A 23223-nucleotide genomic window follows, 5' to 3' on the forward strand; every position below is an offset into this window, starting at 1 on the left:
GATTTGCCATGGTTAATATATGGATAAGTGAAGGCGGGCTTCGTGATTGGGTGCGATGTCGCGGCCGGCGAGGACAGTGTGATCCCGGCCTTCGCCGAGGAAAGCCGCACCTTGGTCGCGTGGCGCTATCGGTTCTACAGCTATGGGGATTCCTCGCTGCTGCTGCCGCAAGGTTGAACCCGGCGGCTAGAAGGCCTCCGCAATCCCGACATAGACGGCATGATCGTCTTTTCCTGCCGCAAGATCGACGCGCAACTGCACGTCATTGCTGCGGAAAGGACGATAGCGCAGGCCTATGCCGCCGGCCGGCAGCAGCTTGCCCTTGTCGATGATCGTGCCGGCCGATGGCGCGATGCCGCCCAGCCCGACAAAGGCGGTCGCGCCCCAACGGCCGCTGACATGCTGGCGCCATTCGGCCTGCGTCGCCCAACTGGCCTTATCGCGATAGCGACCGGTGACATAGCCGCGCAGATCGTTGTTCGCGCCGAACAGGCACAGATCATAATAAGGGGCGTTGCCCCCGGCGGCACATAGCGCGCCCCGCAGTGCGATCACCGTGCCGGCGCCGATCGGCAGATAGCTGTTGGCGGCCATCTGCAACTTGTCATGGCTATAGCTGTCGCCCAGAGCGCGCAGGCCGAACAGCCAATTGGCGCTCAACATTACGCCGCGATGCGGTTGGGTCGCGCTGTCGCGCGTATCATAGGCAAAGCTCGGGCCGATCGCGGACAGATTGCTGTTCATGGCGTCGGGCGGCGGCGCCGGCAAGGATTCGACCTCCGCCTCTTTCAGCCGCGCGTCGGTGGTGCGCAGGCGGTAGCGGATGCCGGCATAGCCGCGCGGGAAGACGCGCATCAACGCCTGGAGGTCGATGTTGAACTGCTTGCTGTCGATCTCGCGATGGAAGCCGTCATCGCCCGCAGCCGCGCCGATCCCATAATAGTCGTTGCGATCGTCGATATAGGAGAGGCTGGCGCTGAAGCGCAGCCGATCCTTGTCGAACGACATGGAATGAAAGGCGCCGACGCCCCTGGTCCCGCGCGAGGTATAGATGATGCCGCCAGCGCTGATCCACTGCTGGGGCGCGGCATTGGGATTGTAGAAGGCGATGGCACCTGCGGCGAGGCCGGTGCCGGTTGCCGGATTGGACAGCGGCACGGGCGCGAAGAGGATCTGGGGCTTGCGGGTGGTGGAGGGCGCCGTGGTGCCTTCAGCGGGCAGGGCGCGTGACAGGCTGTTCGCATCGGTCTCGCTCTGGGCCATTGCCATGCCCGCTGACAGGCAGGGGACGGACGTAAGCGCCACGCATCCGAGGCGATAGCGCCGGATCATGCTGGGGCCTGTGGGAGAGACGGGCGGATGGCCATGCTGTATCCATCCCTCATCTCCGGCAGAGGAACCATCGGGACAAACACTGAAGCATGGCCGGCGATCCTGCGCGGCTTCATGTTAAAGCCGTCGAATTGCGCCGTGACGGTCGGGGAAATGCGAGTGGACGGATGCAGGGCAGGGCATGCGCAAGCGACTGAAATGGCAATGCCCCCACATGTCGATCGCTTTGCGCTCTCGCCTGACTATCGTCATGGAAAGCCGGCGTCGGCCGGTCACCACTAGGGATAATCCCTGAGCCATGCCGGTGTTTCGCCCGATGGCTCCCGGCCCCGGAAACGGGACATGCTGCCCCCGATAGACTGAGGGGGTCATATGGCCAATCTGGCGGAATTTCTGGACAAGCTGCCCATCCTGCTGGTCGGGTTTCTGATGCTGGCGACCATGACGCTGACGGCGACGGCCGGCTATGTCCTGCGGCAGCGGGTGCGGCGGCTGTTGACGCACAAGGGCGCGACCGAAGAAAATGGGGCGGAGGGCTATATCGTCTCCGCCGTGATCGGTCTGGTTGCGCTGCTGCTGGGCTTCACCTTCGCGCTGGCGGTTGGCCGGTTCGAAACGCGCCGGGCGCTGGTGCTGCAGGAAGCCAATGCCATCGGCACCAGCTATTTGCGGGTCCAGGGCCTGCCCGAACCGCATCGCACGCGGATGTCGCAGATATTGGTCAACTACACCAATAATCGCGTCGAACTCGGCACAGCCAGCCCCGACAAGATGGCGCCCTTGATCGTTGCCAGCGATCGGCTGCTGGTCGAGCTATGGGCCGGCACGCTGGCGGCGACCGATGCGATCGGCAATTCCGCTCTGGCCTCCTCGCTCCATTCGACCGTCAACGAAGTGATCGACATGGACAGCGCGCGCAAGGCTGCACGCAAGGTGCGGGTGCCGGGCGAGGTGTTCCTGGCGCTATGGGTCTATATCGCGGTGACCGCAGGGATGCTGGGCTATGCCCGGTCGGAAACGCAGGGGCGGATGCTGGCGGGCATATTGTTCCTGCTCTTCACCATGTCCTACATGTTGATCATCGACATCGACCGGCCGGCGGGCGGCAATATCGTCGAAAGCCAGGGGCCGATGATCGAACTGCGCGAGACGCTGAAGCAGCAGCCGCCCGGCACCTTCGACATCTGGCGCAAGCCGGTCGCGGCGCCAGCGACCTAAGCGCGACCGAATGCCACTGCCAATGCACGGAGCATCGGCGGTGGCGTCTCGCGCAGATGAATGGCGCGCGGGCCATGGAGCAGGCCGATCGTCCGGCGCTCGCCAAAGTCGCGCAGCGCCGCGCGCGCCATGCCGGCCCATTGATACCCCAGCGGCATCACCGTGACCCCCAGGCCCGCCGCCACCATCTGCATCACCCGCTCGTCATTGGTCGACCGATAGGCGAAATGCGGGCGGATGCCGCGATCGACGAAATAGCGGCTGGTTGCCGACAGCGCCTCGCAATGGCGGCGCACGATCATCGTCTCGCCCGCCAGTTCCTCCGCCGCGATCGTCTCGCGTCCGGCGAGGCGATGGTCGGCGGGCAGGGCCAGGCCATAGCCTTCTTCTGCCAATATCCGCGCCGCATAACGCTCTTCCGCGCCCGGCCGCACCAGGGTCAGCGCCACGTCGATCCGCTCGGCATCCAGCCGCCCGAGCAGTTCGCGCTCTGATCCCGGAATAAACTCCACCCGGCCGCGCGCCTCGGCCGGGCAGGCGGCGACCGCAGCCGCCACCGGCGCGCCGGCGATGCTGGTCAGCAGGCCGATACGCAGCGTCTGGATTTCGGCCGTCTGCGCGCCCGCCTGTTCGGCCAGGTTGAACTCGCGCTCGATCCGCCGCGCGTGGCTCAGCAGGCGACTGCCGGCCTCGGTCAGTTCGACCCGCTGGTTGCTGCGCAGGAACAAGGGCGCGCCGACGGCCTGTTCCAGCTTGGCGATGCCGACCGACAGGGTCGGCTGCGACACCAGGCAATGCGCCGCCGCACGGGAGAAATTGCCCTGGTCCACGACCGCCAGGAAATAGCGCAGCAGATAACGTTCGATCATAGATGGAAACTATACACTCCTGCCCGTGGTTTCAATTTTTCCCTTGCCGCGTTCAGGACTAGGGTGCGGCGCAGGAGAGATGCCAATGACCGACTTCGATTTCGCCCTGGGCGAACATGCGGACATGATCCGCGAAAGCACCGCCCGTTTTGCCGCCGATCATATCGCCCCGTTGGCGGCGGAGATCGATGCCAAGGACTGGTTTCCCCGCGAGCTGTGGCCAGCCATGGGCGCGCTCGGCCTGCACGGCATCACCGTGGACGAGGCGGATGGCGGCCTGGGCCTGGGCTATCTGGAGCATGTGGTGGCGCAGGGGGAGGTGGCGAGGGCCTCGGCCTCCATAGGTCTCAGCTATGGCGCGCACTCAAACCTCTGCGTCAACCAGATCCGCCGCTGGGGCAATGACGCGCAGAAGGCGCGCTATCTGCCCAAGCTGATTTCCGGCGAGCATGTCGGCAGCCTGGCCATGTCGGAGGCTGGCGCCGGATCCGATGTCGTGTCGATGAAGCTGAAGGCCGAGAAGAAGGGCGATCGCTACGTCCTCAACGGCACGAAATTCTGGATCACCAATGCGACCGAGGCGGACACGCTGGTCGTCTATGCCAAGACCGGCGAGGGATCGAAGGGCATCACGACCTTCCTGATCGAGAAGGGCTTTGCCGGCTTTTCGATCGGCCAGAAGATCGACAAGGTTGGCATGCGCGGCAGTCCGACCGCCGAACTGGTGTTCGACGATTGCGAAGTGCCCGAGGAAAATATCATGGGGCCGCTGAATGGCGGCGCGGGCGTGCTGATGTCGGGTCTCGACTATGAGCGCACCGTGCTCGCCGGCATCCAGCTCGGCATCATGCAGGCCTGTCTCGACACGGTGCTGCCCTATGTTCGCGAGCGCAGGCAGTTCGGCAAGCCGATCGGCGCGTTCCAGCTGATGCAGGCGAAGGTTGCTGACATGTATGTCGCGCTCAACAGCGCGCGGGCTTATGTCTATGCCGTGGCGCGCGCTTGCGACGCGGGCAAGACCACGCGTTTCGATGCGGCCGGTGCCATCCTGCTGGCCAGCGAAAATGCGATGAAGGTCGCGCTGGAAGCGGTGCAGGCGCTGGGCGGTGCGGGTTACACGAAGGACTGGCCGGTCGAACGCTATATGCGCGACGCCAAGCTGCTCGACATCGGCGCCGGCACCAATGAGATCCGCCGGATGCTGATCGGCCGGGAATTAATTGGGGCGTGATTCAGCTCCGCCCCACGAACAGGAAGCCGACCGCCGCCATGATGCAGGCAAAGGCCGCCGCGTGGCGCCAGTGGAGCGGTTCGCCCAGCACCGTCACCATGAAGATGCCGAAGATCACGAGGGCGATGGCTTCCTGCGCGATCTTGAGTTGTCCGGCGGACCAGCCATGGGCAAAGCCGATGCGGTTGGCGGGCACCGCCAGGCAATATTCGACGAAGGCAATCGCCCAGCTGATCAGGATGACCAGCATCAGCGGTTTGTTCATGCCGCCCCTGAGGTGCCAGTACCAGGCGGTGGTCATGAACAGGTTGGAGAGGATGAGGAGAATGATGGTGGGCATATCTGCTCTGTGGCACGCGGACGCCGGGAAGGCGAGGGCATGAGCGCACCCGTATTGGACAGCAAGCTGTCGCCCGATGGCGAAAGCTTCCGTGCCAATGCCGCGCATAATCGTGCGCTGGCGGAGGAATTGCGCAGCAAGGTTGCCGACGCGGCGTTGGGCGGATCGCCGGCGGCGCGTGACAAGCACACCGGGCGCGGCAAGCTGCTGCCGCGTGATCGCGTCGAACGGCTGCTCGATCCCGGCTCGCCTTTCCTTGAGATCGGTCAGCTCGCCGCCAATGGCCAATATGGCGACGAGGTGCCGGGCGCCGGCATGATCGCCGGCATCGGCCGGGTGTCGGGGCGACAGGTGATGATCGCCTGCAACGACGCCACGGTGAAGGGCGGCACTTACTATCCCGTCACGGTGAAGAAGCATTTGCGCGCGCAGGAAATCGCGCTCGAAAACCGGCTGCCCTGCGTCTATCTGGTCGACAGCGGCGGCGCCAACCTGCCCAACCAGGCGGAGGTTTTCCCCGACCGCGACCATTTCGGCCGCATCTTCTATAATCAGGCGAACCTGTCGGCGCGCGGCATTCCGCAGATCGCCTGCGTCATGGGCAGCTGCACCGCCGGTGGCGCCTATGTCCCGGCCATGTCGGACGAGACGGTGATCGTCCGCAACCAGGGCACCATCTTCCTCGCCGGCCCGCCGCTGGTGCAGGCGGCGACGGGCGAGGTCATCAGCGCCGAGGATCTGGGCGGCGGCGACCTGCATGGTCGCAAGTCGGGCGTGGTCGATCATGTCGCGGACAATGACGAGCATGCGCTGTCGATCGTGCGCGATATCGTCTCGACCCTGCAGCCCGATCGCCAGAGCGACCTCAACCTGCACGACCCGCGTCCACCCAAGTTCGACCCGGCCGATCTTTATGGCATCATCCCGCAGGATGTGCGCGCCCCCTATGATGTGCGCGAAGTGATCGCGCGGATCGTCGACGGCAGCGAATTTCACGAGTTCAAGCCGCTCTACGGCACCACGCTCGTCTGCGGCTTCGCCCATATCTGGGGCATGCCGGTGGCGATCCTGGCGAACAATGGCGTGCTGTTCAGCGAAAGCGCGCAGAAGGGCGCCCATTTCATCGAACTGGCCTGCCAGCGGCGCATTCCGCTGCTGTTCCTCCAGAATATCTCCGGCTTCATGGTTGGCGGCAAATATGAGGCGGAGGGGATCGCCAAGCATGGCGCCAAGCTGGTGACGGCGGTGGCCACGGCACAGGTGCCCAAGGTCACCGTGCTGATCGGCGGCAGCTTCGGCGCGGGCAATTATGGCATGTGCGGCCGCGCCTATCAGCCGCGCTTCCTCTTCACCTGGCCCAACAGCCGGATCAGCGTGATGGGTGGCGAACAGGCGGCCAGTGTGCTGGCGACCGTCCATCGCGACGCATCGAAATGGACGCCGGAAGAGGCCGAGGCCTTCAAGGCGCCGGTGCGCCAGAAATATGAGGATGAAGGCAATCCCTATTTCGCAACCTCGCGCCTGTGGGACGATGGTGTGATCGACCCGGCCCAGACACGGGATGTGCTGGGGTTGGCCTTCGCAGCCGCGCTCAATGCGCCGGTGGAGGAACGCGCCCAGTTCGGCGTGTTCCGGATGTGATCGGGGTGGAGGCGATGCTGCCCCTCTCATTCCTCCCTGAGCTTGTCTCGGGGAGGGGGACCGCCATTAGGCCCCATCGTCATGCTGAACTTGTTTCAGCATCCATCGGGGGGCAAGGCTGGAAGCCCGATGGAGGGTGCAAGGTCGGCCCAATGCGGATTGTCGCTCTCGATCAGGTTGATCTTCCATTGCCGGTGCCAGCGCTTGAGCTGCTTCTCGCGCAGGATAGCGGTTTCCATGCTGCCGAACATCTCGAATCGGACGAGGCGATGGACGGCGTGGCGCTTGGTGAAACTGGCGATGCTATCGGTGCGATGCTGATAGAGCCGGCCGACAAGATCGGAGGTCACGCCGATATAGAGCGTGCCATAGGGCTTGCTGCTCAAAATATAGACGCATGGCTGTCTTTCCATCGCAATGCCCAGCCTGCGGCGAAATGGATGCTGAAACAAGTTCAGCATGACGAATTGGGAGACTGTGGTGCTTGAATCCCTCCTCATCGCCAATCGTGGCGAAATTGCCTGTCGGGTGATCCGCACCGCGCGGCGGCTGGGTATCCGCACGATCGCGGTCTATTCCGATGCTGACGCCGATGCGCTGCATGTGCGCGAGGCGGACGAGGCGGTGCATATCGGCCCGTCGCCGGTGCGCGAATCCTACCTGGTCGGTGACCGGATCATCGCGACAGCGAAAGCGACAGGCGCGCAGGCGATTCATCCCGGCTATGGCTTCCTGTCGGAAAATGCCGAATTCGCGCAGGCGGTGATCGACGCGGGGCTGATCTGGGTCGGCCCCAACCCGTCCTCCATCACCGCCATGGGCCTGAAGGATGCGGCCAAGAAACTGATGCAGGATGCCGGCGTGCCCACCACGCCGGGCTATCTGGGCGAAGACCAGTCACCCGAGCGGCTGGCGGCGGAGGCGGATGCGATCGGCTATCCTGTCCTCATCAAGGCGGTGGCCGGTGGCGGCGGCAAGGGGATGCGCAAGGTCGATGACCCTGTCAATTTCGCCGACGCTCTACTGTCCTGCCGGCGCGAGGCGGCGTCCAGCTTCGGCAACGAGCAGGTGCTGCTGGAGAAATGGATCACCAACCCGCGCCATATCGAGGTGCAGGTGTTCGGCGACAAACATGGCCATGTCGTCCATCTGTTCGAGCGCGACTGTTCGCTCCAGCGCCGCCACCAGAAGGTGATCGAGGAAGCGCCCGCGCCGGGCATGGATGAAGCGACCCGCGCGGCCGTGTGTCAGGCGGCGGTCAATGCGGCCAAGGCGGTCGACTATGTCGGCGCCGGCACGATCGAGTTCATTGCCGACGGATCGGATGGGCTGCGCGCCGACCGCATCTGGTTCATGGAAATGAACACCCGGCTTCAGGTCGAACATCCCGTGACCGAGGAGATTACCGGCCAGGATCTGGTCGAATGGCAGTTGCGGGTCGCGTCGGGCGAACCGCTGCCCCGGACGCAGGAGCAGCTGTCGATCAATGGCTGGGCGATGGAAGCGCGCCTCTATGCCGAGGATCCGGTCAAGGGCTTCCTGCCCTCGATCGGCACGCTCGACACGTTCGAACTGGGCGGCGGTGCGCGCATCGATACCGGCGTCGAGGAAGGGGCGGCCATTTCGCCTTATTATGATCCGATGATCGCCAAGGTCATCGCCCATGGCGACACGCGCGACGCGGCGCGGCTGCGGCTGGCGGCGGCGCTTGATGATACGGTGATCTGGCCGCTGCGCACCAATGCGGGCTTTCTGGTCAAGGCGCTGGAGAATGCGGATTTCGCGGCGGCCCGGCTTGACACTGGCCTGATCGCGCGGGAGGGCGACGCGCTGTTGCCGCCGGCCGATCCGTCTGACGCGGCACTGGCCGACGCTGCAGCGGCGCTGACGCCGGGCGGGGCGCTGGCCGGCTTCCGCCTGAATGCGCCGGTCCGGGCGGAGGCGAATTTCCTGCTGAACGGCCATCCCCATGCCGTGCGCTATGATCCGCGTCTGGGCGACGCCCGGCCGCTGGAGGATGTGCTGATTGCCGAGGGCGGGCAGGTCTGGGAAATGACGCCCTGGCGCGTTGCCGGTGGCGCCGGTGGTGCGGCATCCGACGGCGCGATCCTGTCGCCCATGCCCGGCCGCATCATTGCCGTGGCGGTGACGGCCGGGCAGGCGGTGACCAAGGGGCAGAAGCTGCTGACGCTGGAGGCGATGAAGATGGAGCATAGCCTGGTCGCGCCGTTCGACGGCGTGGTTGCCGAACTCAACGCGGCCGAGGGCGGGCAGGTGAGCGAAGGCGTATTGCTGGCCCGGATCGATCATGGCGAGGATTGAGCCGATCCGGCTTCATGGAATGATAATTGCACTATCGTGCACATTTATATAGAGGGCGATACATGGCGGGCAGGCATTTTGACGAATGGCAGGTGGGCGACCGGATCGCGCATGAGCTGCGCCGCACGGTGACCGAGACCGACAATCTGCTGTTCACCACCATGACCCATAATCCCCAGCCGCTGCATCTGGATGCCGAGGCGGCCAAGGCGTCGGAATTCGGCCAGATCCTGGTCAACGGCACCTTCAGCTTCGCGCTGATGATCGGCCTTTCGGTGGGCGACACCACCATGGGCACGCTGGTCGCGAACCTGGGCTATGACAAGCTGGTCATGCCCAAGCCGGTGTTCATCGGCGACACACTGCGCTGCGAGACTGAGGTCACAGACCTCAAGGAAAGCCGCTCGCGCCCCGAGGCCGGCATCGTCACCTTCACCCATCGCCTGCTCAACCAGCGGGACGAGATTGTCTGCCAGTGCCTGCGCATGGCGTTGCTCAAGAAGAGGTCTGCATGAAACTCCGCTCGCTGCTCTTTGTGCCGGGCGATCGCCCCGAACGGTTCGACAAGGCGGCGGCGAGCGGCGCGGATGCGATCATCCTCGACCTGGAGGATTCGGTCGCGCCCGAGCGCAAGGGCTATGCCCGTGATGCGATCGCCGGCTGGCTGGCGGAGGCGCGCAATTGCACCGCCTTCGTCCGGGTCAATCCGCTGGAGGGCGGGCAGACGGCGGCTGATCTGGCCATCATCCTGCCGGCGGCGCCCGATGGCATCATGCTGCCCAAGGCGGAAGGGGCGGCCAGTATCCTGGCGCTGGAAGAACTGGCCGGGGCAGGGCGCCTGCCGCCGATCCTGCCCATCGCCACGGAAACGCCCGCCGCCCTGTTCGAGCTTGGCAGCTATCGCGGCGTGCGTGATCGGCTGGCCGGCCTCACCTGGGGCGCGGAGGATCTGCCCGCCTCGATCGGCGCCACCAGCGCGCGCGAAGCCGATGGCCGCTATACCGCGCCGATCGAGATGGCGCGCAGCCTGACCCTGTTCGCGGCCCACGCCGCCGGTGTCGCGGCGATCGACACGGTCTTCCCCCGGATCGATGCGATGGATGATCTGGCCGCCTATGTCGGCCGGGCGCGGCGCGATGGCTTTACCGGCATGATGGCGATCCACCCGGTCCAGGTCGCGGCGATCAATGCCGGTTTCACCCCGACCCCGGCGGAGGTCGATCATGCTCGCGCCGTGGTCGATGCCTTTGCCGCCAATCCGGGTGCCGGGGTGCTGAAGCTGGACGGCAAGATGATCGATCGCCCGCATCTGGTGCAGGCGCAGCGGGTGCTGGCCGCCATATGAAAAAGGCCCGGCATCGCGGCCGGGCCCTTCATTCCACCGTCCCGATTTAGCGGTAACGGCTCTTTTCATAATTGGTCGACGATCCGGCGCCATAGGTGCCGCGGGTGTCGTCGCGATCGCCGAACAGCGCCTGCTGTTCGCGCTCGATGCGCCAGGCGTGCTGGGCCTCATCCGCGCTCTTCTCCAGCGTCACCTTGGTCGCATCGACCGACTTGATCCAGGAGGAGGGGATGGAGTGGTGGACACCGCCGGCATCGCTGTCGCTTTTGGTCAGGATGATGCGGTCGCCGCGCAGCTTGTCGACGGTGCCGACATGCTCGCCATCGCTGCCGACCACTTCCATATGTTCGCGCACCTGCGTCACTGCCTGGCGCTGCTCGCCGCGACGGGTGCGCCAAGTGCCGAATTCGCTGTTGAAGCGATCGCGATGTTCGCGCTGATATTCGGCATAGTCACGGTCCAGTTCGTCGATCCGCTGCTGGCGCCAGCTATAATAGTTGCTGTCATGATGCGCGCCATAGTCCTGCTGCGGGCCGAAGGCGCGGTTGCGATAGCCATGATCCTCGCTGCCATAGCCGCTGCGTTCTCCGGTATAGGGGGCAAAGCCACGGCCGGGCAGATAGTCGCTGCGCGCAGCCGAGGCATAGCCAAGCCGGCTCGACTGGTCGCGCGGGTCGCCATAGGGGCGGTTATAATATTCGTCATATTCGCGGCGGCGTTCCGCCTCGTCATCGCCGAACCAGCTGCGAATCTCGTCGCCCGCCCGGTCGAAGAAGCCGCGATCGTCGGGATCATAGCCTGAAGGATAGGGGCGGGCACCCGGCCCGCTGAACTGGCCGCGCATGCCGTATCGATAGGCGCGCTCGTCGCGTGGCGCCCTGTACCGATCATTGTAACGGTCGTTGCCGCGATCCCAGTCGGTCGAATAGCGATCATCTCCGCCATAGCGGCGTCCGCCTTGATAACCCATGGTCCGTCTCCTTGTGCTTGTCGGAGGATCGCGCCCTCCGGTGGTGCGTGCTTGTTGCACCGACAGGCCATCAATGGGTGGCGCGGCCCATCGTTCCGGGCGTTACGGGCGGGTAACGTCGCGCCTTTCAACCGCCCTGCCGAAGGCGGAAAGGGCCGATTTCCGGGGCTCTTGATCGAGATCAGGAAAGGCGGCGATTTTTTGCGCAAAAGACCGTTGCAAGGCGAAAATCCCTCGCCTATAGGCAGCCCACCTTTGGGGCCTTAGCTCAGCTGGGAGAGCGCGTCGTTCGCAATGACGAGGTCAGGGGTTCGATCCCCCTAGGCTCCACCATTTCCCTTCGAAATGAACGAACTGTTCCGTGTGGCATTGGCTGTGCGGACCGGACGCCACCGGCCGGCGCACCCCATGATGATCGGACAGCATGACAAGATGCGCGATCTCGCACGGGCGGATCAGGGCAGTCTTTCCCCCATCGACGCTTCGAGCACCGCATACCATTCACCGCGGGTCCATTCGACCTTGAAGGCATCGATACTGCGGGCGATGCGGGCAGCGGACTGGCTGCCGACAATGGGAATCGGGCGCGCGGGATGCGCCATGATCCAGGACAGGGCGGCGGCGGTGATATCGACGCCATAGCGCTCGCCCTGATCTGCAAGCATCACAGCGGCCGGGTGCAGCGCCTTGGCGAGGCGACCACCACCCAGCGGCGACCAGGCCAGAACCGCCATGTCGCGCGCCATCGCCTGATCGAGCGTGCCGTCATGGAGCGGCGCCGTGCGCAGCGCGGAAAATTCGGGCTGGGTGCTGACGATCGGCAGGTCGAGAAAGGTCTGGAGCGCATCGAGTTCGTGAATCGCATAGTTGGACACGCCGATCGCGCGCACCTTGCCAGCTTCGACCATGCGGGTCAGGCTGGCGGCGACTTCCTGCGGATGGGTCAGGAAATCGCGGCGATGGATCTGGTAGAGATCGACCCGGTCGATGCCCATTCGCGTCAAGGACGCATCGATGGCCTCGGCCAGATAGTCTGCGCCGCTATTATAGGGGATGCCCGGCCGGATGCCGCCCTTGGTGGCGATGATCATGCGCTGCCGCAGTTCAGGGGCGTCCGCCAACATCTGGCCGAACAGCGTTTCGGCCGATCCGAAACCGGCGGGTGTGTCGCAGCCATAGATGTCCGCCGTGTCGAGCAGGGTGATGCCGGCGTCCAGCGCCGTCTCCACCCTGGCGCGGGCCTCGGCGATATCCTCGCCGGCCAGGCGCCACATGCCCCAGGCGATCGGAAAGACGGAAATGCCGCTCTTGCCGAGCGGACGTGGTTCGGCGGAGAGGCGCAGCGTCGTCATGGATCGATCAATGGCACAAGCAATGTGCCGGCGGTAGGGGCCATCCGCGTCCCACATGACCGGCCGGGCGACCGGCGCTTGCCGGGGCCGGTGTCACGCCCTGGATGAAAAGCTCATGTAACGCGCGCGCCAGGCGGCGACTTCGGCGCGCAGGTGGGCCGGGGCGGCGTCCCCCGACAGGACGAGGGCGGCGACCTCATTGTCGGGATGCATCAACATCTTCCGCGATCCGTCGCTGAACCAGACGGGCACCAGCTGATCGCAAAGACTGTCGAGGATCGCGCCGGCCATGCCATTCTCGATCGCAGCGCTGCCGGGCAGCATGCGAACCATGATCGATACGCCTTCGAAGCAGTTGCGCGGTTCGCGGACGAAATCGATCGATGCCAGGATGCCGGACCGGTCCGGACGGGCTTCATCGGGCATGGCCTGGACCCGGCGCCATGCGCAAAACCATGTCCGGCAGATATGCGGGCGCACCGCATGGATGCTGCATCCCTGCTCGCCCAGATGCGCGCAGGGCGCGCCCGCCGCTTTCTTGAAATCGGGTGTGTCGACGGTCAGAATGGTGCAGCACATGGTGCAATCGCCGCAGGACCGGTCAGGGATGACAGGGCCCAGCAGAGCGGTTTCCAGATCTGTATCCATGTGCATCCGGGCGGGGTGCCTTGGCCTTGTCGGGAATGCAAGCGGCATCATGCGCGCCGCCTCGCGGCAGATGCCCTGCGCCGGTCAGGCGCGCATGAAGCGCCAATGGTCAGCGTCGCTCTCGCCCGGATCGAAGCGATATCCGTCGCTGTCGAAGCCCTGCATGGCCTCGACATCAGCGACATGATGTTCGCACATCCAGCGCGCCATCATGCCGCGTGCCCGCTTCGCGTTGAAGCTCACGAAGCGCGGGCCGTTCGGCCCCGGCTCGCGAAAATCGACATGGATCACGCGCAGGCCGTCCAGCCTTTTCTCGACCGCCGCGAAATATTCCTGGCTGGCCAGGTTGAGGACGACGCCCGATCCCTCTTCCGCGGCCTGTGTGCGCAGCAGCGCGGCGATGCGATCGCCCCACCAGTCGGTCAGCTTCTTGTGCCGCGGTGCCCAACGTGTGCCCATTTCCAGCCGATAGGGACGGATCGCATCCAGCGGACGCAGCAGCCCGTAAAGGCCCGACAGCATCCGCACATGATCCTGCGCGAAGGCCACCGCCGCCTCGTCCAACGTGTCCACCTCGAAACCGGAATAGACGTCGCCGGCAAAGGCATAGAGCGCCTGCCGTTCGGGCAGCTCGGCAAAGTCCCGGAACCGGTCGGCATTGAGCTTGGCCAGGCGCGGCGAGATATGCATCAGTTCCGCCAGCCGCTTCTGCGAAAGATTGGCGGCCGACTTGGCGAGCCCGCGCGCTTCCTCGGCGAAATGCGGCGTGGTGACGGCAAGGGGCGGCAGCGCGCGCTCGAAGTCGAGCGTCTTGGCGGGAGAGAGCAGAACGATCATGCCCCGCGCGGTAGCCGCGCCTCGTCCGGGCGTCAAACCGGACCGCGCCTCCCCCTCCCGCCCGCCGGCGGATTTCGCTTCAGCGCCCGCCTGTGGCCCCTGATGGCCGCGCCACCGCATACATGGCCTGCGCCATTTCCCGGTAATAGGCGTTGCGATCGCCGTCCCGTGCATAGACTTCGTTGATGCTGTGCGACGCGCCGGGGACATAGATGAACTCTGCCCGGCCACCCACCTTGCGGAACGCTGCCTCCAGATCATGGACGGCACCATCGAGATAATAGGAATCGGTGGTCCCGACCACGACATGGACCTTGTCGTCCAGATCATGGCGCAGGCGCGGCCATTGGGTCTCGATCCGGTGGCCGATATCATAATTGTCCCGCCAATATGCCGCGACCTGCGCATCGACTGCGCCCGTCACCCGATCGAAGAGTGGCGCCGGCGTCCCGTCCGCACGGCGCGGCGAGAAGGTCCAGTCGAAGGATCGCAACTGGCCGCCATCCCGGCCCAGCACCGTCTCGATCCCCGCCGCCTGCGCGATCGTCGTCTTCACCGCGCCATGGGCGCGCTCCAGCGGACGGGCCACGCCCTGGGCATCGCGATACATGTTCGCCCCCGGCTGATAGAGGTCGACGCCGATGAAGTGCCGGAAATCCACTGGATCGGGTGACGAGGCCCAGCTTCCACCGAAGAAGGCGGGATAGCGCACCATCGCCCAGAGCGCGAACCAACCGCCCGAACTATGGCCGGTCAGGAACCGGCCCGAGGGCCTGGCATCCATCCGATAGCGGCTTTCGAGCGCCGGAATGATCTCGCGCGTCAGCGCTTCGCCCCAGGGACCATTATTGACGCTGTCGGCAAATTCGGTCGTGCCGGTGGGCGAGGCGAAGTCCAGCGTCACCCAGATCATCGGCGGAATGGCTTTTGTCTCCATCAGGTGCCAGATGCGCGACAATTGCTGCCCGTCGACCCGATGATTGGTCCCGAACGCACCGGCCGTATAGACCGTGGGATAGGTGACGCGGCCGTTGGGATCATAGCCCGGCGGGGTCAGCACCCAGGCGGCGACGCTCTGCGGCGTGCCGCGAAAGCGGGTCAGCGCCTTTGATACGACCTGTTCGTCGTGCAGATGCGGGCGCGACGCGGTGATCTGCTCGGCGGCGCGCGGCGGCAGGCCGGTGACGTCGAACTGTCCGGCCACCGGCGGCAGTCTGTGATCGAGCGCAATCGACGGCCTGGCGCCAAGCGGTAGATGCAACGTCACCACCTTCGAGACCAGGTCGCCCGGTCCCCGCCCGCCATAATTATAGTCGCCGTCGCGATCGAGCACGACCTGCACCCGATAGTCCCCCGGCGCCAGGGTCGCGAACCCCTTGGGGAAGGCGCCTTCCTCGGCATCGATGCTCACGGTGCGATCAGGCCCGAAACTGGCGACATCGCGGCCCGCCACGAAGATGCGGGCGTCGTCGGGGCCATAGATGTCGATATCCTCGCTTTCGCCATTGTCGGCGCTCAGCGGTGCCGCAAAGAGCAGCAACCGTCCCGATGCGTCATCGCTCAGCGCAGCCGGCAAACTGATATCGAAGCGCGTTTCGGGCGGCGCGGCGCCGATCAGCGCCAGTGCAAACAGGGGAAGTGCAAGCAAGCGGGCCATTGCATTAGTCATCAGGATATCCTGCCATTTCGCCGGCGCAGGGCAATCAACTGGGCGGCAAGGCCCAGGATCAGCATCGCCAGAAGCGCCGCCTGCGATCCCAGCAGCAAGGGCGACTTGAGGTCGGTGACGAGAGGATGACCATCCAGCACGCGGCGCAGGATTTCGGTCACGGTCGGCACCATCAGCAGAAACGCCGTGAGGCTGAGAAAAACCGTCTCCAGATAGCGCCGCGCCCGCCCGAGAAAGCGGATATTGTCCACGCCATAGCCGGCGATCAGAAGCAGGATCGTCACCGTGCCGATGCCGTAGCTGACCGGCTGATGCGCCACCAGGAACACGGTGCCGGCACCGATCAGCATGAAGATGAGATAGGCGATGCCCGGTGCCGTTCGCGGCATGATCCGGCCATGGCGCGCAAACATATAGGCGGCCAGCGGAATGGCGGGCAGGCTGCCGAGCGTATGGACCCAACCCAGGGGCGTTATTCCAAACATGGTCTGTGTCTTTCTGTTGGCGGGCGATCGCCGCGCTTATGCGGCAAAGCTGGTGGAGCGGGACAATGCGCGCCATTGCGCGATCTCTGCTTCCATGGCGGCCATCTTGCCTTCGACCAGGCCCAGCGCATCGTCGCCCAGGAACAGGCGGGTCGGCGGTGCCGGCGCCTCCACCAGCGCCAGCAAGGCTTGCGCCGCGCGCGCGGGATCGCCCGGCTGCTGCCCGCTCTTGGCCTGACGCGCCGCCCTTATCGGGTCCATGACCGCGTCATAGTCGGCGATGCTGCGCGGCGTGCGGTCCATCGACCGCCCGGCCCAGTCGGTGCGGAACTGGCCGGGCGCCAGCGCCGTTACATGGATGCCGAACGGCGCCACTTCCTTGCCCAGCGCTTCGGAAATACCCTCCAGCGCGAACTTGCTGCCGCAATAGAAGCTGATGCCGGGCATGGTGATGAACCCGCCCATGGACGTGATGTTGACGATATGACCGCGCCGCCGTTCGCGCATGCCGGGCAGCACCGCCTTCATCATCGCCACCGGGCCGAACACATTGGCGGCGAACTGGCGCTGCAGATCGTCGATCGACGATTCCTCCAGCACGCCCTCATGACCATAGCCCGCATTGTTCACCAGCACGTCGACCGGCCCGGCGCGCCGCTCGGCGTCCGCCACGGCCGCCGGAATCGCGTCCAGATGCGTCACGTCCAACTGCAGCGGATGCGCGCGTCCGGGCGCCAGCGCCGCAAAGGCTTCGGCATCCTTGGGGTGCCGCACGGTCCCGACGACGGCATGGCCGGCGTCCAGCGCGCCCTCGGCAAAGGCCCGGCCCAGGCCGGAACTGACGCCGGTAATCAGGAAAGTCTTGGGGATCAGCGCCGACATGGCCTACTCCATGATTTGAACATCAACTATATCATGATATAGATAGCAACATGACGTCCATCAAGCCCCCCTCGACCGGTTCGCGTGGTGAACCCGTGCGCAATCGTGTGATCGACGCGGCCGAACGCCTGCTGCGCGACGGCAAGGCGGAATTTTCGATGCGCGATCTGGCGACCGAAGCGGGCGTCAGTTTCGCCACGCCGTTCAACCAGTTCGGCAGCAAGGCCGCGATCATGCACGCCCTGTCGGCGCGGCGGATCGCCACCGCGACCCAGCGCTTCGCGGACAAGCCGCGGCTCGACGATGCCGGCCGGCGCGTGCTGCTGGCGGTCGCCACGGTGGTCGAGCTGATGCTGGAAGAACCGCGCGTGAACCGGGCGGTGATGGGGTGGCTCGGCACGCCGGGGCCGACCCATGGCGAAGTGCTGGCGCAGTCCACCGCGCTGTGGACCCTGGCGATCGGTGCTGGCGAAGGTCTGATCGACGGGCACCCAACGCTGCCTGCCCTGGCAAGGCATCTGGCCTTCGGCTTTCGCGGTGTGCTGTCCTTCTGGACGGCCGGTGAATTGCCTGATGACGAACTTGCTGCCAATGCCCGCGACGTGGCGAACGCCTTGCTGGGCGGCGCAGCCAGCCAGTCCTGATCGTCATGCCTAGGGCGGGCGGCGCGCCTTATCCGTTCGCGCCCTGCTGTGCCTCGCGATAGGCGCGGGCGGACAGGCCCATGTTGCGCTGGAAGAAGCGGCTGAAATAGGCCGGGTCGGCAAAGCCGATCGAAAAGCCGATCTCGGCAATCGACAGGTTGGAATAGAGCAGGGCCCGCTGCGCTTCGAGCAGGGCGCGCTGGTCGAGCATCTGGGCCGGTGATCGGCCGGCCATCCGGGCGCAGGCGACGCGCAGCGCGGTCTGGCTGACGCCCAGCGCGGCGGCATGGACCGACACCGGTTCGCGCAGGCGGAAGCGCTGCTCGATCCGTTCGCGCAGCCGCGCGACGATCGACGCATGCGGTCCGGCGCGCGGGGCGGCGTGGACGGCGGCGCTGCGATGGCGCAGTGCCGTCACCAGCAGCGACAGCATCGCCGCATCGACCGCCGCCCGGTGGCCCGGCGCCGACCAACTGAGTTCGCGCATCAGATCGGCGACCAGCCGTTCGACCGGGGGCAATTGCGCCGCGCTCATCTCGATCGCGTCGGGCCGCTCGAACAGGCCGGTCAGTTCCGGGCCATGGCGGCCAAGATCCTGCAGATAGGCGTCCGCCATGGTGATGACGAAGCCAGCGGTTTCCTCCAGCCATTTGAAGCCATGCACGGCGGTGGCCGGCACCAGCAGGAAGCTGGGCGCGACGAAGCGCAACTCCGCGCCATCCGCCTCCATCGCGCCGCCGCCCGAGGTGATGAGGAAGATATGGCTCAGCTCGCTATGGGCATGCGGTTTGATCGTCCATTCGCTGGGGCGTGAGCGATCGTCCAGGGTTTCGACATGGACGAAGCCCTCCGCCACCAGCCTGTGGGGCTCACCATAAAGATAGAAGGTCGGAAAGGACTGTTTCGACATCGGGCATGGTCCCGTCGAGATGCGCTGGGGCTGATGAATTGTCCAATTAATAGGCTGGTGCGCCCATGTCCATCGCCGACCGTGCGGATAGGGTAGGCGCATCGGACAAACAGGGGCGCCGTCAGCGTGCCCGGATCATGAGAGGATGCGAATGCGCACCAGCATAGCCATTATCGGTGCCGGCCCGGCCGGCATGTTCCTGGCCCATCTGCTCGCGGCGGAGGGCATTGCCGCGGTCGTGCTGGAACGGCGCGACCGGGCCTATGTCGAGGGGCGGGTGCGTGCCGGCGTGCTGGAACAGGTGACGACCGACCTGATGCATCGGTTGGGCCTTGGCGAGCGGCTTGATCGCGAGGGGCTGGTCCATGGCGGCACCCAGATTTCGCTCGACGGTTCGCTGTTCCGCATCGACATGGCGGCGCTGACCGGTGGCAGCGCGGTCACCGTCTATGGCCAGCAGGAGGTGATGCACGACCTGTTCGAGGCGGCGCCGGAGCGCGGCGTAGAGATCGTCTGGAATGCGCAGGATGTGACGCTGGAGGGGCTGGACGGCGATCATCCCGTGGTCCGCTGGCGCCAGGACGGCGTCACGCAGGCATTGCAATGCGACTATGTCGTCGGCTGTGACGGCTATCATGGCGTCAGCCGCAATAGCATCCCCGTCCATGTGCTGCGCACCTTCGAGCGCGTCTATCCGTTCGGCTGGCTCGGCATATTGGCCGACGTACCGCCCGCCGACCATGAACTCATCTACGCCAATCATGAGCGCGGCTTCGCGCTCGCCTCGATGCGTTCGCCCACGCGCAGCCGCTATTATATCCAGTGCGGCCTGGACGAGCAGGTCGAGGACTGGTCCGACGACCGTTTCTGGGACGAGCTTTGCCTGCGCCTTGGCCCCGACGCCGCATCGCGCGTCACCCGCGGGCCGAGTTTCGAGAAGTCGATCGCGCCGTTGCGCTCCTTCGTGTCGGAACCGATGCGCTGGGGCCGGCTGTTCCTGGCCGGCGACGCTGCCCATATCGTGCCGCCGACCGGCGCCAAGGGGCTCAACCTCGCCGCGTCGGACGTCATCATGCTGAGCGAGGCGCTGGTCGATCATTATCGCGGCGGATCGGATGCCGGGCTGGACGGCTATTCCGCCCGCGCTCTGGCGCGTGTGTGGAAGGCGGAGCGCTTTTCCTGGTGGTTCACCTCGATCACCCACCGCTTCCCCGACATGGACGGTTTCGCCCGCCGCATCCAGGCGGCCGAGATCGACTATATTCGCGGGTCGCAGGCGGCGCAGCGCACGCTGGCGGAAAATTATGTCGGCCTTCCGCTGATGGCTGCCTGACGCCTCTGGCCGGGGCGGGGCTTTACCGCCCCGCCGGATGCGGCCTAGACCGGGGCATGAGCGAAGAGAATGACGCGGGACGCCCCGCAGCGACGATCGTGATCGTGCGCGACCGGCCGGGGGAAGCGCCCGACCTGCTGATGATGGAACGGGCCGCGACCATGGCCTTTGCCGCCGGTGCGCTGGTCTTTCCGGGCGGTGGCGTCGACGATAGCGACCGGGCGCTGGCCGCCAATATGTCCAGCGATCTGCCCAGTGATGAGGTCGCTGCGCGGATCGCGGCCATTCGCGAGACGATTGAGGAAAGCGGCCTGGGCGTCGGTCTGGCGGGGTCTGTCGATGCCGCTACCGTGTCGGCGATTCGCGCGGGCCTGCTCGGCGGGGCGCCGCTCGGCGATCTTCTGGCGCCGCGCGGCATCGCCCTGGCGCTGGATGCGCTGGTGCCGTTTGCCCGCTGGCACCCGTCTGCGCGGGAAAAGGCGATCCGCGTCTATGACACCCGCTTCTATCTCGCCCGCGCGCCACTGGGGCAGGCGGCGAGCGTCGACGCGACCGAGAATGTTCGCCTGTTCTGGAGCAGCGCCGCCGCCACCATAGCCCGCGCCGATGGCGGCGACGGGCATGTCATCTTCCCCACCCGCCGCAATCTGGAACGGCTGGCGCAATATGACAGTTTCGACGCACTCGCCGCCCATGCCCGCAGCATCCCGGTGGAAAAGGTGCGCCCCTGGTTCGAGGAGCGCGACGGCGAGCCGCATCTCTGCATCCCGGCGCACCTCGGCTATCCGGTCACGTCGGAACCAATGCGGCAGGTCCGGCGTGGTTAGGGGATGCACCGCCTTCATCTGACCCTTCGTGCCCTTGTCATTATCGCTGTCATCCTTGGCCTGCTCTGGGTCGGCTATGCGCTGCTGCGCCAGCGACCGCAGGATCTGCCCTGGACCAGGCTGGACCTGTCGCAGCGGGTCGGCCTGTTCACCGGTCGCAAGCTCGCCGCGCTGACCGGCGATCGGGCGCAATGTCTGGCGCTGCTCGACCGGGCGGGCATCGCCTATACGGCGATGAAGCCGGGCGGGGGCGAGGGGCAGTGCGGCTATGCCGACGCGGTCCGGCTGAAGGCGGAAAAGGGCATGATCGCCTTGTCACCCGCCGGGGTGGCGCCGTCCTGCCCGGTGGTTGCCGCCCTGCGCGTCTGGGAATGGCAGGTGGTGCAGCCCGCCGCGCAGCGGCTGTTCGGCCAGCCGGTGCGCTCCATCACCCATTTCGGTTCCTATAGCTGCCGGCGCATGTATGGCCGCAGCCAGGGCGACTTCAGCGAACATGCCACGGCCGACGCGATCGATGTCGCGGGCTTCGTGCTGGCCGATGGCCACCGGATCAGCGTGGTCGGCGACTGGAAGGGGCAGGGCAAGGACGCCGCCTTCCTGCGTGACGTGCGCGATGGCGCCTGCGGCCTTTTCTCGACCGTGCTCTCGCCCGACTATAATGCCGCCCATCGCGACCATTTCCACCTCGATCAGGCGGAACGCGGTGCGACGGGCTGGCGGGCCTGTCGTTAGGGATTAAGGCGTTCGGGCTGAGCGAAGTCGAAGCCTTCTCCTGAGCGCAGCGAAGCGCTTCGGCTTCGCCTCAGCCGGGCCCTTCGACTTCGCTCAGGGCGAACGGTTGTAATTACTGCCCGTAGCCAGCCTGCTTGGCGAGGCTGACGGCTTCGCGCGCGGCGGCGAGCAGGGCGCCGCTCTTGGCCTCGCATTCGCGCTGCTCATATTCGGCGGTCGAATCGGCGACGATGCCGGCGCCGGCCTGGACGTGCATCACGCCATCCTTCAGCACGGCGGTGCGCAGCACGATGCAGCTGTCCATATTGCCGTCCGGGCCGAAATAGCCGACGCCGCCGGCATAGGCACCGCGCGTTTCCGGCTCCAGTTCGGCGATGATCTCGCAGGCGCGGACCTTGGGCGCCCCCGACACGGTGCCGGCGGGGAAACCCGCGAACAGCGCGTCGATCGCGTCCTTCTCCGGTGCCAGCCGACCGACCACGTTCGACACGATGTGCATCACATGGCTGTAGAATTCGACCGTATAGCTTTCCGTCACGGTGACGCTGCCGGCGCTGGCGACGCGGCCGACATCGTTGCGGCCCAGGTCCAGCAGCATCAGATGCTCGGCCCGTTCCTTGGGATCGTCGAGCAGGCTGGCGCGGTTGGCGGCGTCTTCCACCGCATTCTTGCCGCGCGGGCGGGTGCCGGCGATCGGCCGGATCGTCACTTCGCCATCGCGGGCGCGGACCAGGATTTCCGGGCTGGACCCGATCAGCGCAAAGCCGGGCAGGTCGAGATAATAGAGGAAGGGCGACGGGTTGATCCGGCGCAGCGCGCGATAGAGCGCGATCGGCGGCAAGGTGAAGGGGCTGGTGAAGCGCTGCGCCAGCACCACCTGAAAGATGTCGCCCGCGACGATATAGTCCTTGGCGCGGTCGACCATCTGGGCATAGCGGCCCGGTTCCAGCACCGGCGTCACGTCGATCTCGGCAATGTCGGCCGGGGCGGGCACGGCCGGCAGCGGCGCAGCCAGGCGCGCGGCGGTCGCGTCGATCCGCTCCAGCGCCTGCGCGATCGCCTTTTCCGCGTCGGCGGCCTGATCCTTCCACACCGGCGCGACCAGGAACAGGGCGTCGGCCAGGCGATCGAACACCAGGATGACGGTCGGCCGCACGAACAGCATGTCGGGCAGGGCGATGTCGTTGGCGGCCGGGCGGGGCAGCTTTTCGACCAGACCCACCGTCTCATAGCCGAAATAGCCGACCAGACAGGCGAGCGCGGCCGGCAGGGCGGGGTCCAGATCGGCGCGGCATTCAGCGACCAGCGCGCGCAGCGCCTGCAACGCATCCTGTTCGGCGGGGACGAAGGCGTCGCGATCCGTCGCCCATTGGCGGTTGATCTCGCCCTTTACCCCCTCGGCGCGATAGACGAGGTCGGGGGCCAGGCCGATCAGGCTGTAGCGGCCGCGCACCGCGCCGCCCTCGACCGATTCCAGCAGGAAGTCGCCCCGGTCCGGCTCGAACAGCTTGAGCGCAGCGGAGATCGGCGTGTCGGTGTCGGCAATCTGCCGCCGCCATACCAGACCCGAACGGCCCTGTGCCAGTGCCGCGCGAGCGACGGCCGTGCCGTCCACCATTCCCCCCTGCGCCGCCAT

24 protein-coding genes and 1 tRNA gene are annotated in these 23223 nt (G+C 66.1%); 12 read left to right on the forward strand and 13 right to left on the reverse strand.

Annotation, left to right across the window (positions count from 1 at the left end; translation table 11 throughout):
• The first annotated feature begins 42 nt into the window (after positions 1 to 42).
• On the forward strand, positions 43 to 177 hold the full coding sequence (locus AC13EK_RS13290; protein ID WP_268801833.1) for a hypothetical protein: 135 nt from the start codon (positions 43 to 45) through the stop codon (positions 175 to 177).
• A gap of 9 nt (positions 178 to 186) precedes the next feature.
• On the opposite strand, the gene AC13EK_RS13295 is transcribed toward AC13EK_RS13290, so the two are convergent.
• On the reverse strand, positions 187 to 1269 hold the full coding sequence (locus AC13EK_RS13295) for a BamA/TamA family outer membrane protein (protein WP_234792206.1): 1083 nt from the start codon (positions 1267 to 1269) through the stop codon (positions 187 to 189).
• A gap of 435 nt (positions 1270 to 1704) precedes the next feature.
• Between AC13EK_RS13295 and AC13EK_RS13300 the strand changes: the two genes are divergently transcribed.
• Positions 1705 to 2550, forward strand: a complete 846-nt coding sequence (locus AC13EK_RS13300; protein ID WP_069336774.1) for a bestrophin-like domain — start codon at positions 1705 to 1707, stop codon at positions 2548 to 2550.
• Here the strand turns inward: AC13EK_RS13300 and AC13EK_RS13305 are convergent.
• Positions 2547 to 3419 carry a LysR family transcriptional regulator gene (locus AC13EK_RS13305; protein WP_069336773.1) on the reverse strand — a complete coding sequence of 291 codons (873 nt, stop codon included), beginning with the start codon at positions 3417 to 3419 and terminating at the stop codon, positions 2547 to 2549. The two genes, AC13EK_RS13300 and AC13EK_RS13305, sit on opposite strands and share 4 nt — an antisense overlap.
• 85 nt (positions 3420 to 3504) lie before the next feature.
• On the opposite strand from AC13EK_RS13305, the gene AC13EK_RS13310 reads away from it, so the two are divergent.
• On the forward strand, positions 3505 to 4650 hold the full coding sequence (locus AC13EK_RS13310; protein ID WP_069336772.1) for an acyl-CoA dehydrogenase family protein: 1146 nt from the start codon (positions 3505 to 3507) through the stop codon (positions 4648 to 4650).
• Between the two features lies 1 nt (position 4651).
• On the opposite strand, the gene AC13EK_RS13315 is transcribed toward AC13EK_RS13310, so the two are convergent.
• Entirely contained in the window at positions 4652 to 4990 is a 339-nt protein-coding gene (locus tag AC13EK_RS13315) for a DMT family protein (RefSeq protein WP_069336771.1), read from the reverse strand.
• Positions 4991 to 5029: 39 nt separating this feature from the next.
• Between AC13EK_RS13315 and AC13EK_RS13320 the strand changes: the two genes are divergently transcribed.
• Positions 5030 to 6631, forward strand: coding sequence for a carboxyl transferase domain-containing protein (locus AC13EK_RS13320; protein WP_069336770.1), 1602 nt, complete (start codon positions 5030 to 5032; stop codon positions 6629 to 6631).
• 95 nt (positions 6632 to 6726) lie between these two features.
• Here AC13EK_RS13320 and AC13EK_RS13325 read toward each other — a convergent pair whose 3' ends face one another.
• Positions 6727 to 7044, reverse strand: a complete 318-nt coding sequence (locus AC13EK_RS13325; protein ID WP_069336794.1) for a GIY-YIG nuclease family protein — start codon at positions 7042 to 7044, stop codon at positions 6727 to 6729.
• 67 nt (positions 7045 to 7111) lie between these two features.
• Here AC13EK_RS13325 and AC13EK_RS13330 point away from each other — a divergent pair, with 67 nt between their 5' ends.
• The 3 genes from AC13EK_RS13330 (at position 7112) to AC13EK_RS13340 (ending at position 10298) form a co-directional block, all read left to right on the forward strand.
• The gene (locus AC13EK_RS13330; protein ID WP_069336793.1) at positions 7112 to 8953 is read left to right on the forward strand and encodes an acetyl/propionyl/methylcrotonyl-CoA carboxylase subunit alpha; all 1842 of its coding nucleotides are present in this window, start codon (positions 7112 to 7114) and stop codon (positions 8951 to 8953) included.
• Between the two features lie 62 nt (positions 8954 to 9015).
• Positions 9016 to 9468, forward strand: a complete 453-nt coding sequence (locus AC13EK_RS13335; RefSeq protein WP_007704598.1) for a MaoC family dehydratase — start codon at positions 9016 to 9018, stop codon at positions 9466 to 9468.
• On the forward strand, positions 9465 to 10298 hold the full coding sequence (locus tag AC13EK_RS13340; RefSeq protein ID WP_069336769.1) for an HpcH/HpaI aldolase/citrate lyase family protein: 834 nt from the start codon (positions 9465 to 9467) through the stop codon (positions 10296 to 10298). Before AC13EK_RS13335 ends, AC13EK_RS13340 begins: the two co-directional genes overlap by 4 nt.
• A gap of 46 nt (positions 10299 to 10344) precedes the next feature.
• Here AC13EK_RS13340 and AC13EK_RS13345 read toward each other — a convergent pair whose 3' ends face one another.
• On the reverse strand, positions 10345 to 11268 hold the full coding sequence (locus AC13EK_RS13345) for a DUF2171 domain-containing protein (RefSeq protein ID WP_069336768.1): 924 nt from the start codon (positions 11266 to 11268) through the stop codon (positions 10345 to 10347).
• Positions 11269 to 11525: 257 nt separating this feature from the next.
• Between AC13EK_RS13345 and AC13EK_RS13350 the strand changes: the two genes are divergently transcribed.
• Positions 11526 to 11601: transfer RNA gene (locus AC13EK_RS13350), tRNA-Ala, on the forward strand.
• Positions 11602 to 11723: 122 nt separating this feature from the next.
• Here AC13EK_RS13350 and AC13EK_RS13355 read toward each other — a convergent pair.
• The 6 genes from AC13EK_RS13355 to AC13EK_RS13380 all read right to left on the reverse strand — a co-directional run bounded on the left by AC13EK_RS13355 (position 11724) and on the right by AC13EK_RS13380 (position 17141).
• On the reverse strand, positions 11724 to 12620 hold the full coding sequence (locus tag AC13EK_RS13355; protein ID WP_069336767.1) for an aldo/keto reductase: 897 nt from the start codon (positions 12618 to 12620) through the stop codon (positions 11724 to 11726).
• A 93-nt stretch (positions 12621 to 12713) separates the two neighbouring features.
• Complete coding sequence (locus tag AC13EK_RS13360) at positions 12714 to 13274, reverse strand: YkgJ family cysteine cluster protein (RefSeq protein WP_037491139.1); 561 nt, start codon at positions 13272 to 13274, stop codon at positions 12714 to 12716.
• A 78-nt stretch (positions 13275 to 13352) separates the two neighbouring features.
• Positions 13353 to 14105, reverse strand: a complete 753-nt coding sequence (yaaA, locus tag AC13EK_RS13365; protein ID WP_069336766.1) for a peroxide stress protein YaaA — start codon at positions 14103 to 14105, stop codon at positions 13353 to 13355.
• A gap of 79 nt (positions 14106 to 14184) precedes the next feature.
• Positions 14185 to 15774, reverse strand: a complete 1590-nt coding sequence (locus AC13EK_RS13370; protein ID WP_069336765.1) for an alpha/beta hydrolase — start codon at positions 15772 to 15774, stop codon at positions 14185 to 14187.
• On the reverse strand, positions 15774 to 16259 hold the full coding sequence (locus tag AC13EK_RS13375) for a hypothetical protein (protein ID WP_069336764.1): 486 nt from the start codon (positions 16257 to 16259) through the stop codon (positions 15774 to 15776). Before AC13EK_RS13375 ends, AC13EK_RS13370 begins: the two co-directional genes overlap by 1 nt.
• Positions 16260 to 16295: 36 nt before the next feature.
• Positions 16296 to 17141, reverse strand: a complete 846-nt coding sequence (locus AC13EK_RS13380; RefSeq protein WP_069336763.1) for an oxidoreductase — start codon at positions 17139 to 17141, stop codon at positions 16296 to 16298.
• Positions 17142 to 17191: 50 nt separating this feature from the next.
• Here AC13EK_RS13380 and AC13EK_RS13385 point away from each other — a divergent pair, with 50 nt between their 5' ends.
• The gene (locus AC13EK_RS13385) at positions 17192 to 17785 is read left to right on the forward strand and encodes a TetR/AcrR family transcriptional regulator (protein WP_069336762.1); all 594 of its coding nucleotides are present in this window, start codon (positions 17192 to 17194) and stop codon (positions 17783 to 17785) included.
• A 28-nt stretch (positions 17786 to 17813) separates the two neighbouring features.
• Here the strand turns inward: AC13EK_RS13385 and AC13EK_RS13390 are convergent, their stop codons facing one another.
• Entirely contained in the window at positions 17814 to 18695 is an 882-nt protein-coding gene (locus tag AC13EK_RS13390) for a helix-turn-helix domain-containing protein (protein WP_048937875.1), read from the reverse strand.
• Between the two features lie 151 nt (positions 18696 to 18846).
• Here AC13EK_RS13390 and pobA point away from each other — a divergent pair, with 151 nt between their 5' ends.
• Genes pobA through AC13EK_RS13405 form a run of 3 tightly spaced genes read left to right on the forward strand, consistent with a single transcriptional unit; the run spans position 18847 to position 21587 of the window.
• On the forward strand, positions 18847 to 20028 hold the full coding sequence (gene pobA, locus AC13EK_RS13395; protein ID WP_069336761.1) for a 4-hydroxybenzoate 3-monooxygenase: 1182 nt from the start codon (positions 18847 to 18849) through the stop codon (positions 20026 to 20028).
• Between the two features lie 56 nt (positions 20029 to 20084).
• On the forward strand, positions 20085 to 20855 hold the full coding sequence (locus AC13EK_RS13400) for an NUDIX hydrolase (RefSeq protein ID WP_069336760.1): 771 nt from the start codon (positions 20085 to 20087) through the stop codon (positions 20853 to 20855).
• Between the two features lie 3 nt (positions 20856 to 20858).
• Complete coding sequence (locus tag AC13EK_RS13405; RefSeq protein ID WP_069336759.1) at positions 20859 to 21587, forward strand: extensin-like domain-containing protein; 729 nt, start codon at positions 20859 to 20861, stop codon at positions 21585 to 21587.
• A 112-nt stretch (positions 21588 to 21699) separates the two neighbouring features.
• Here AC13EK_RS13405 and trpE read toward each other — a convergent pair whose 3' ends face one another.
• Positions 21700 to 23223: an anthranilate synthase component I gene (trpE, locus tag AC13EK_RS13410; RefSeq protein ID WP_483022234.1), complete on the reverse strand. Its 1524-nt coding sequence runs from the start codon at positions 23221 to 23223 to the stop codon at positions 21700 to 21702.

The organism is Sphingobium sp. L-44, assembly GCF_056859495.1.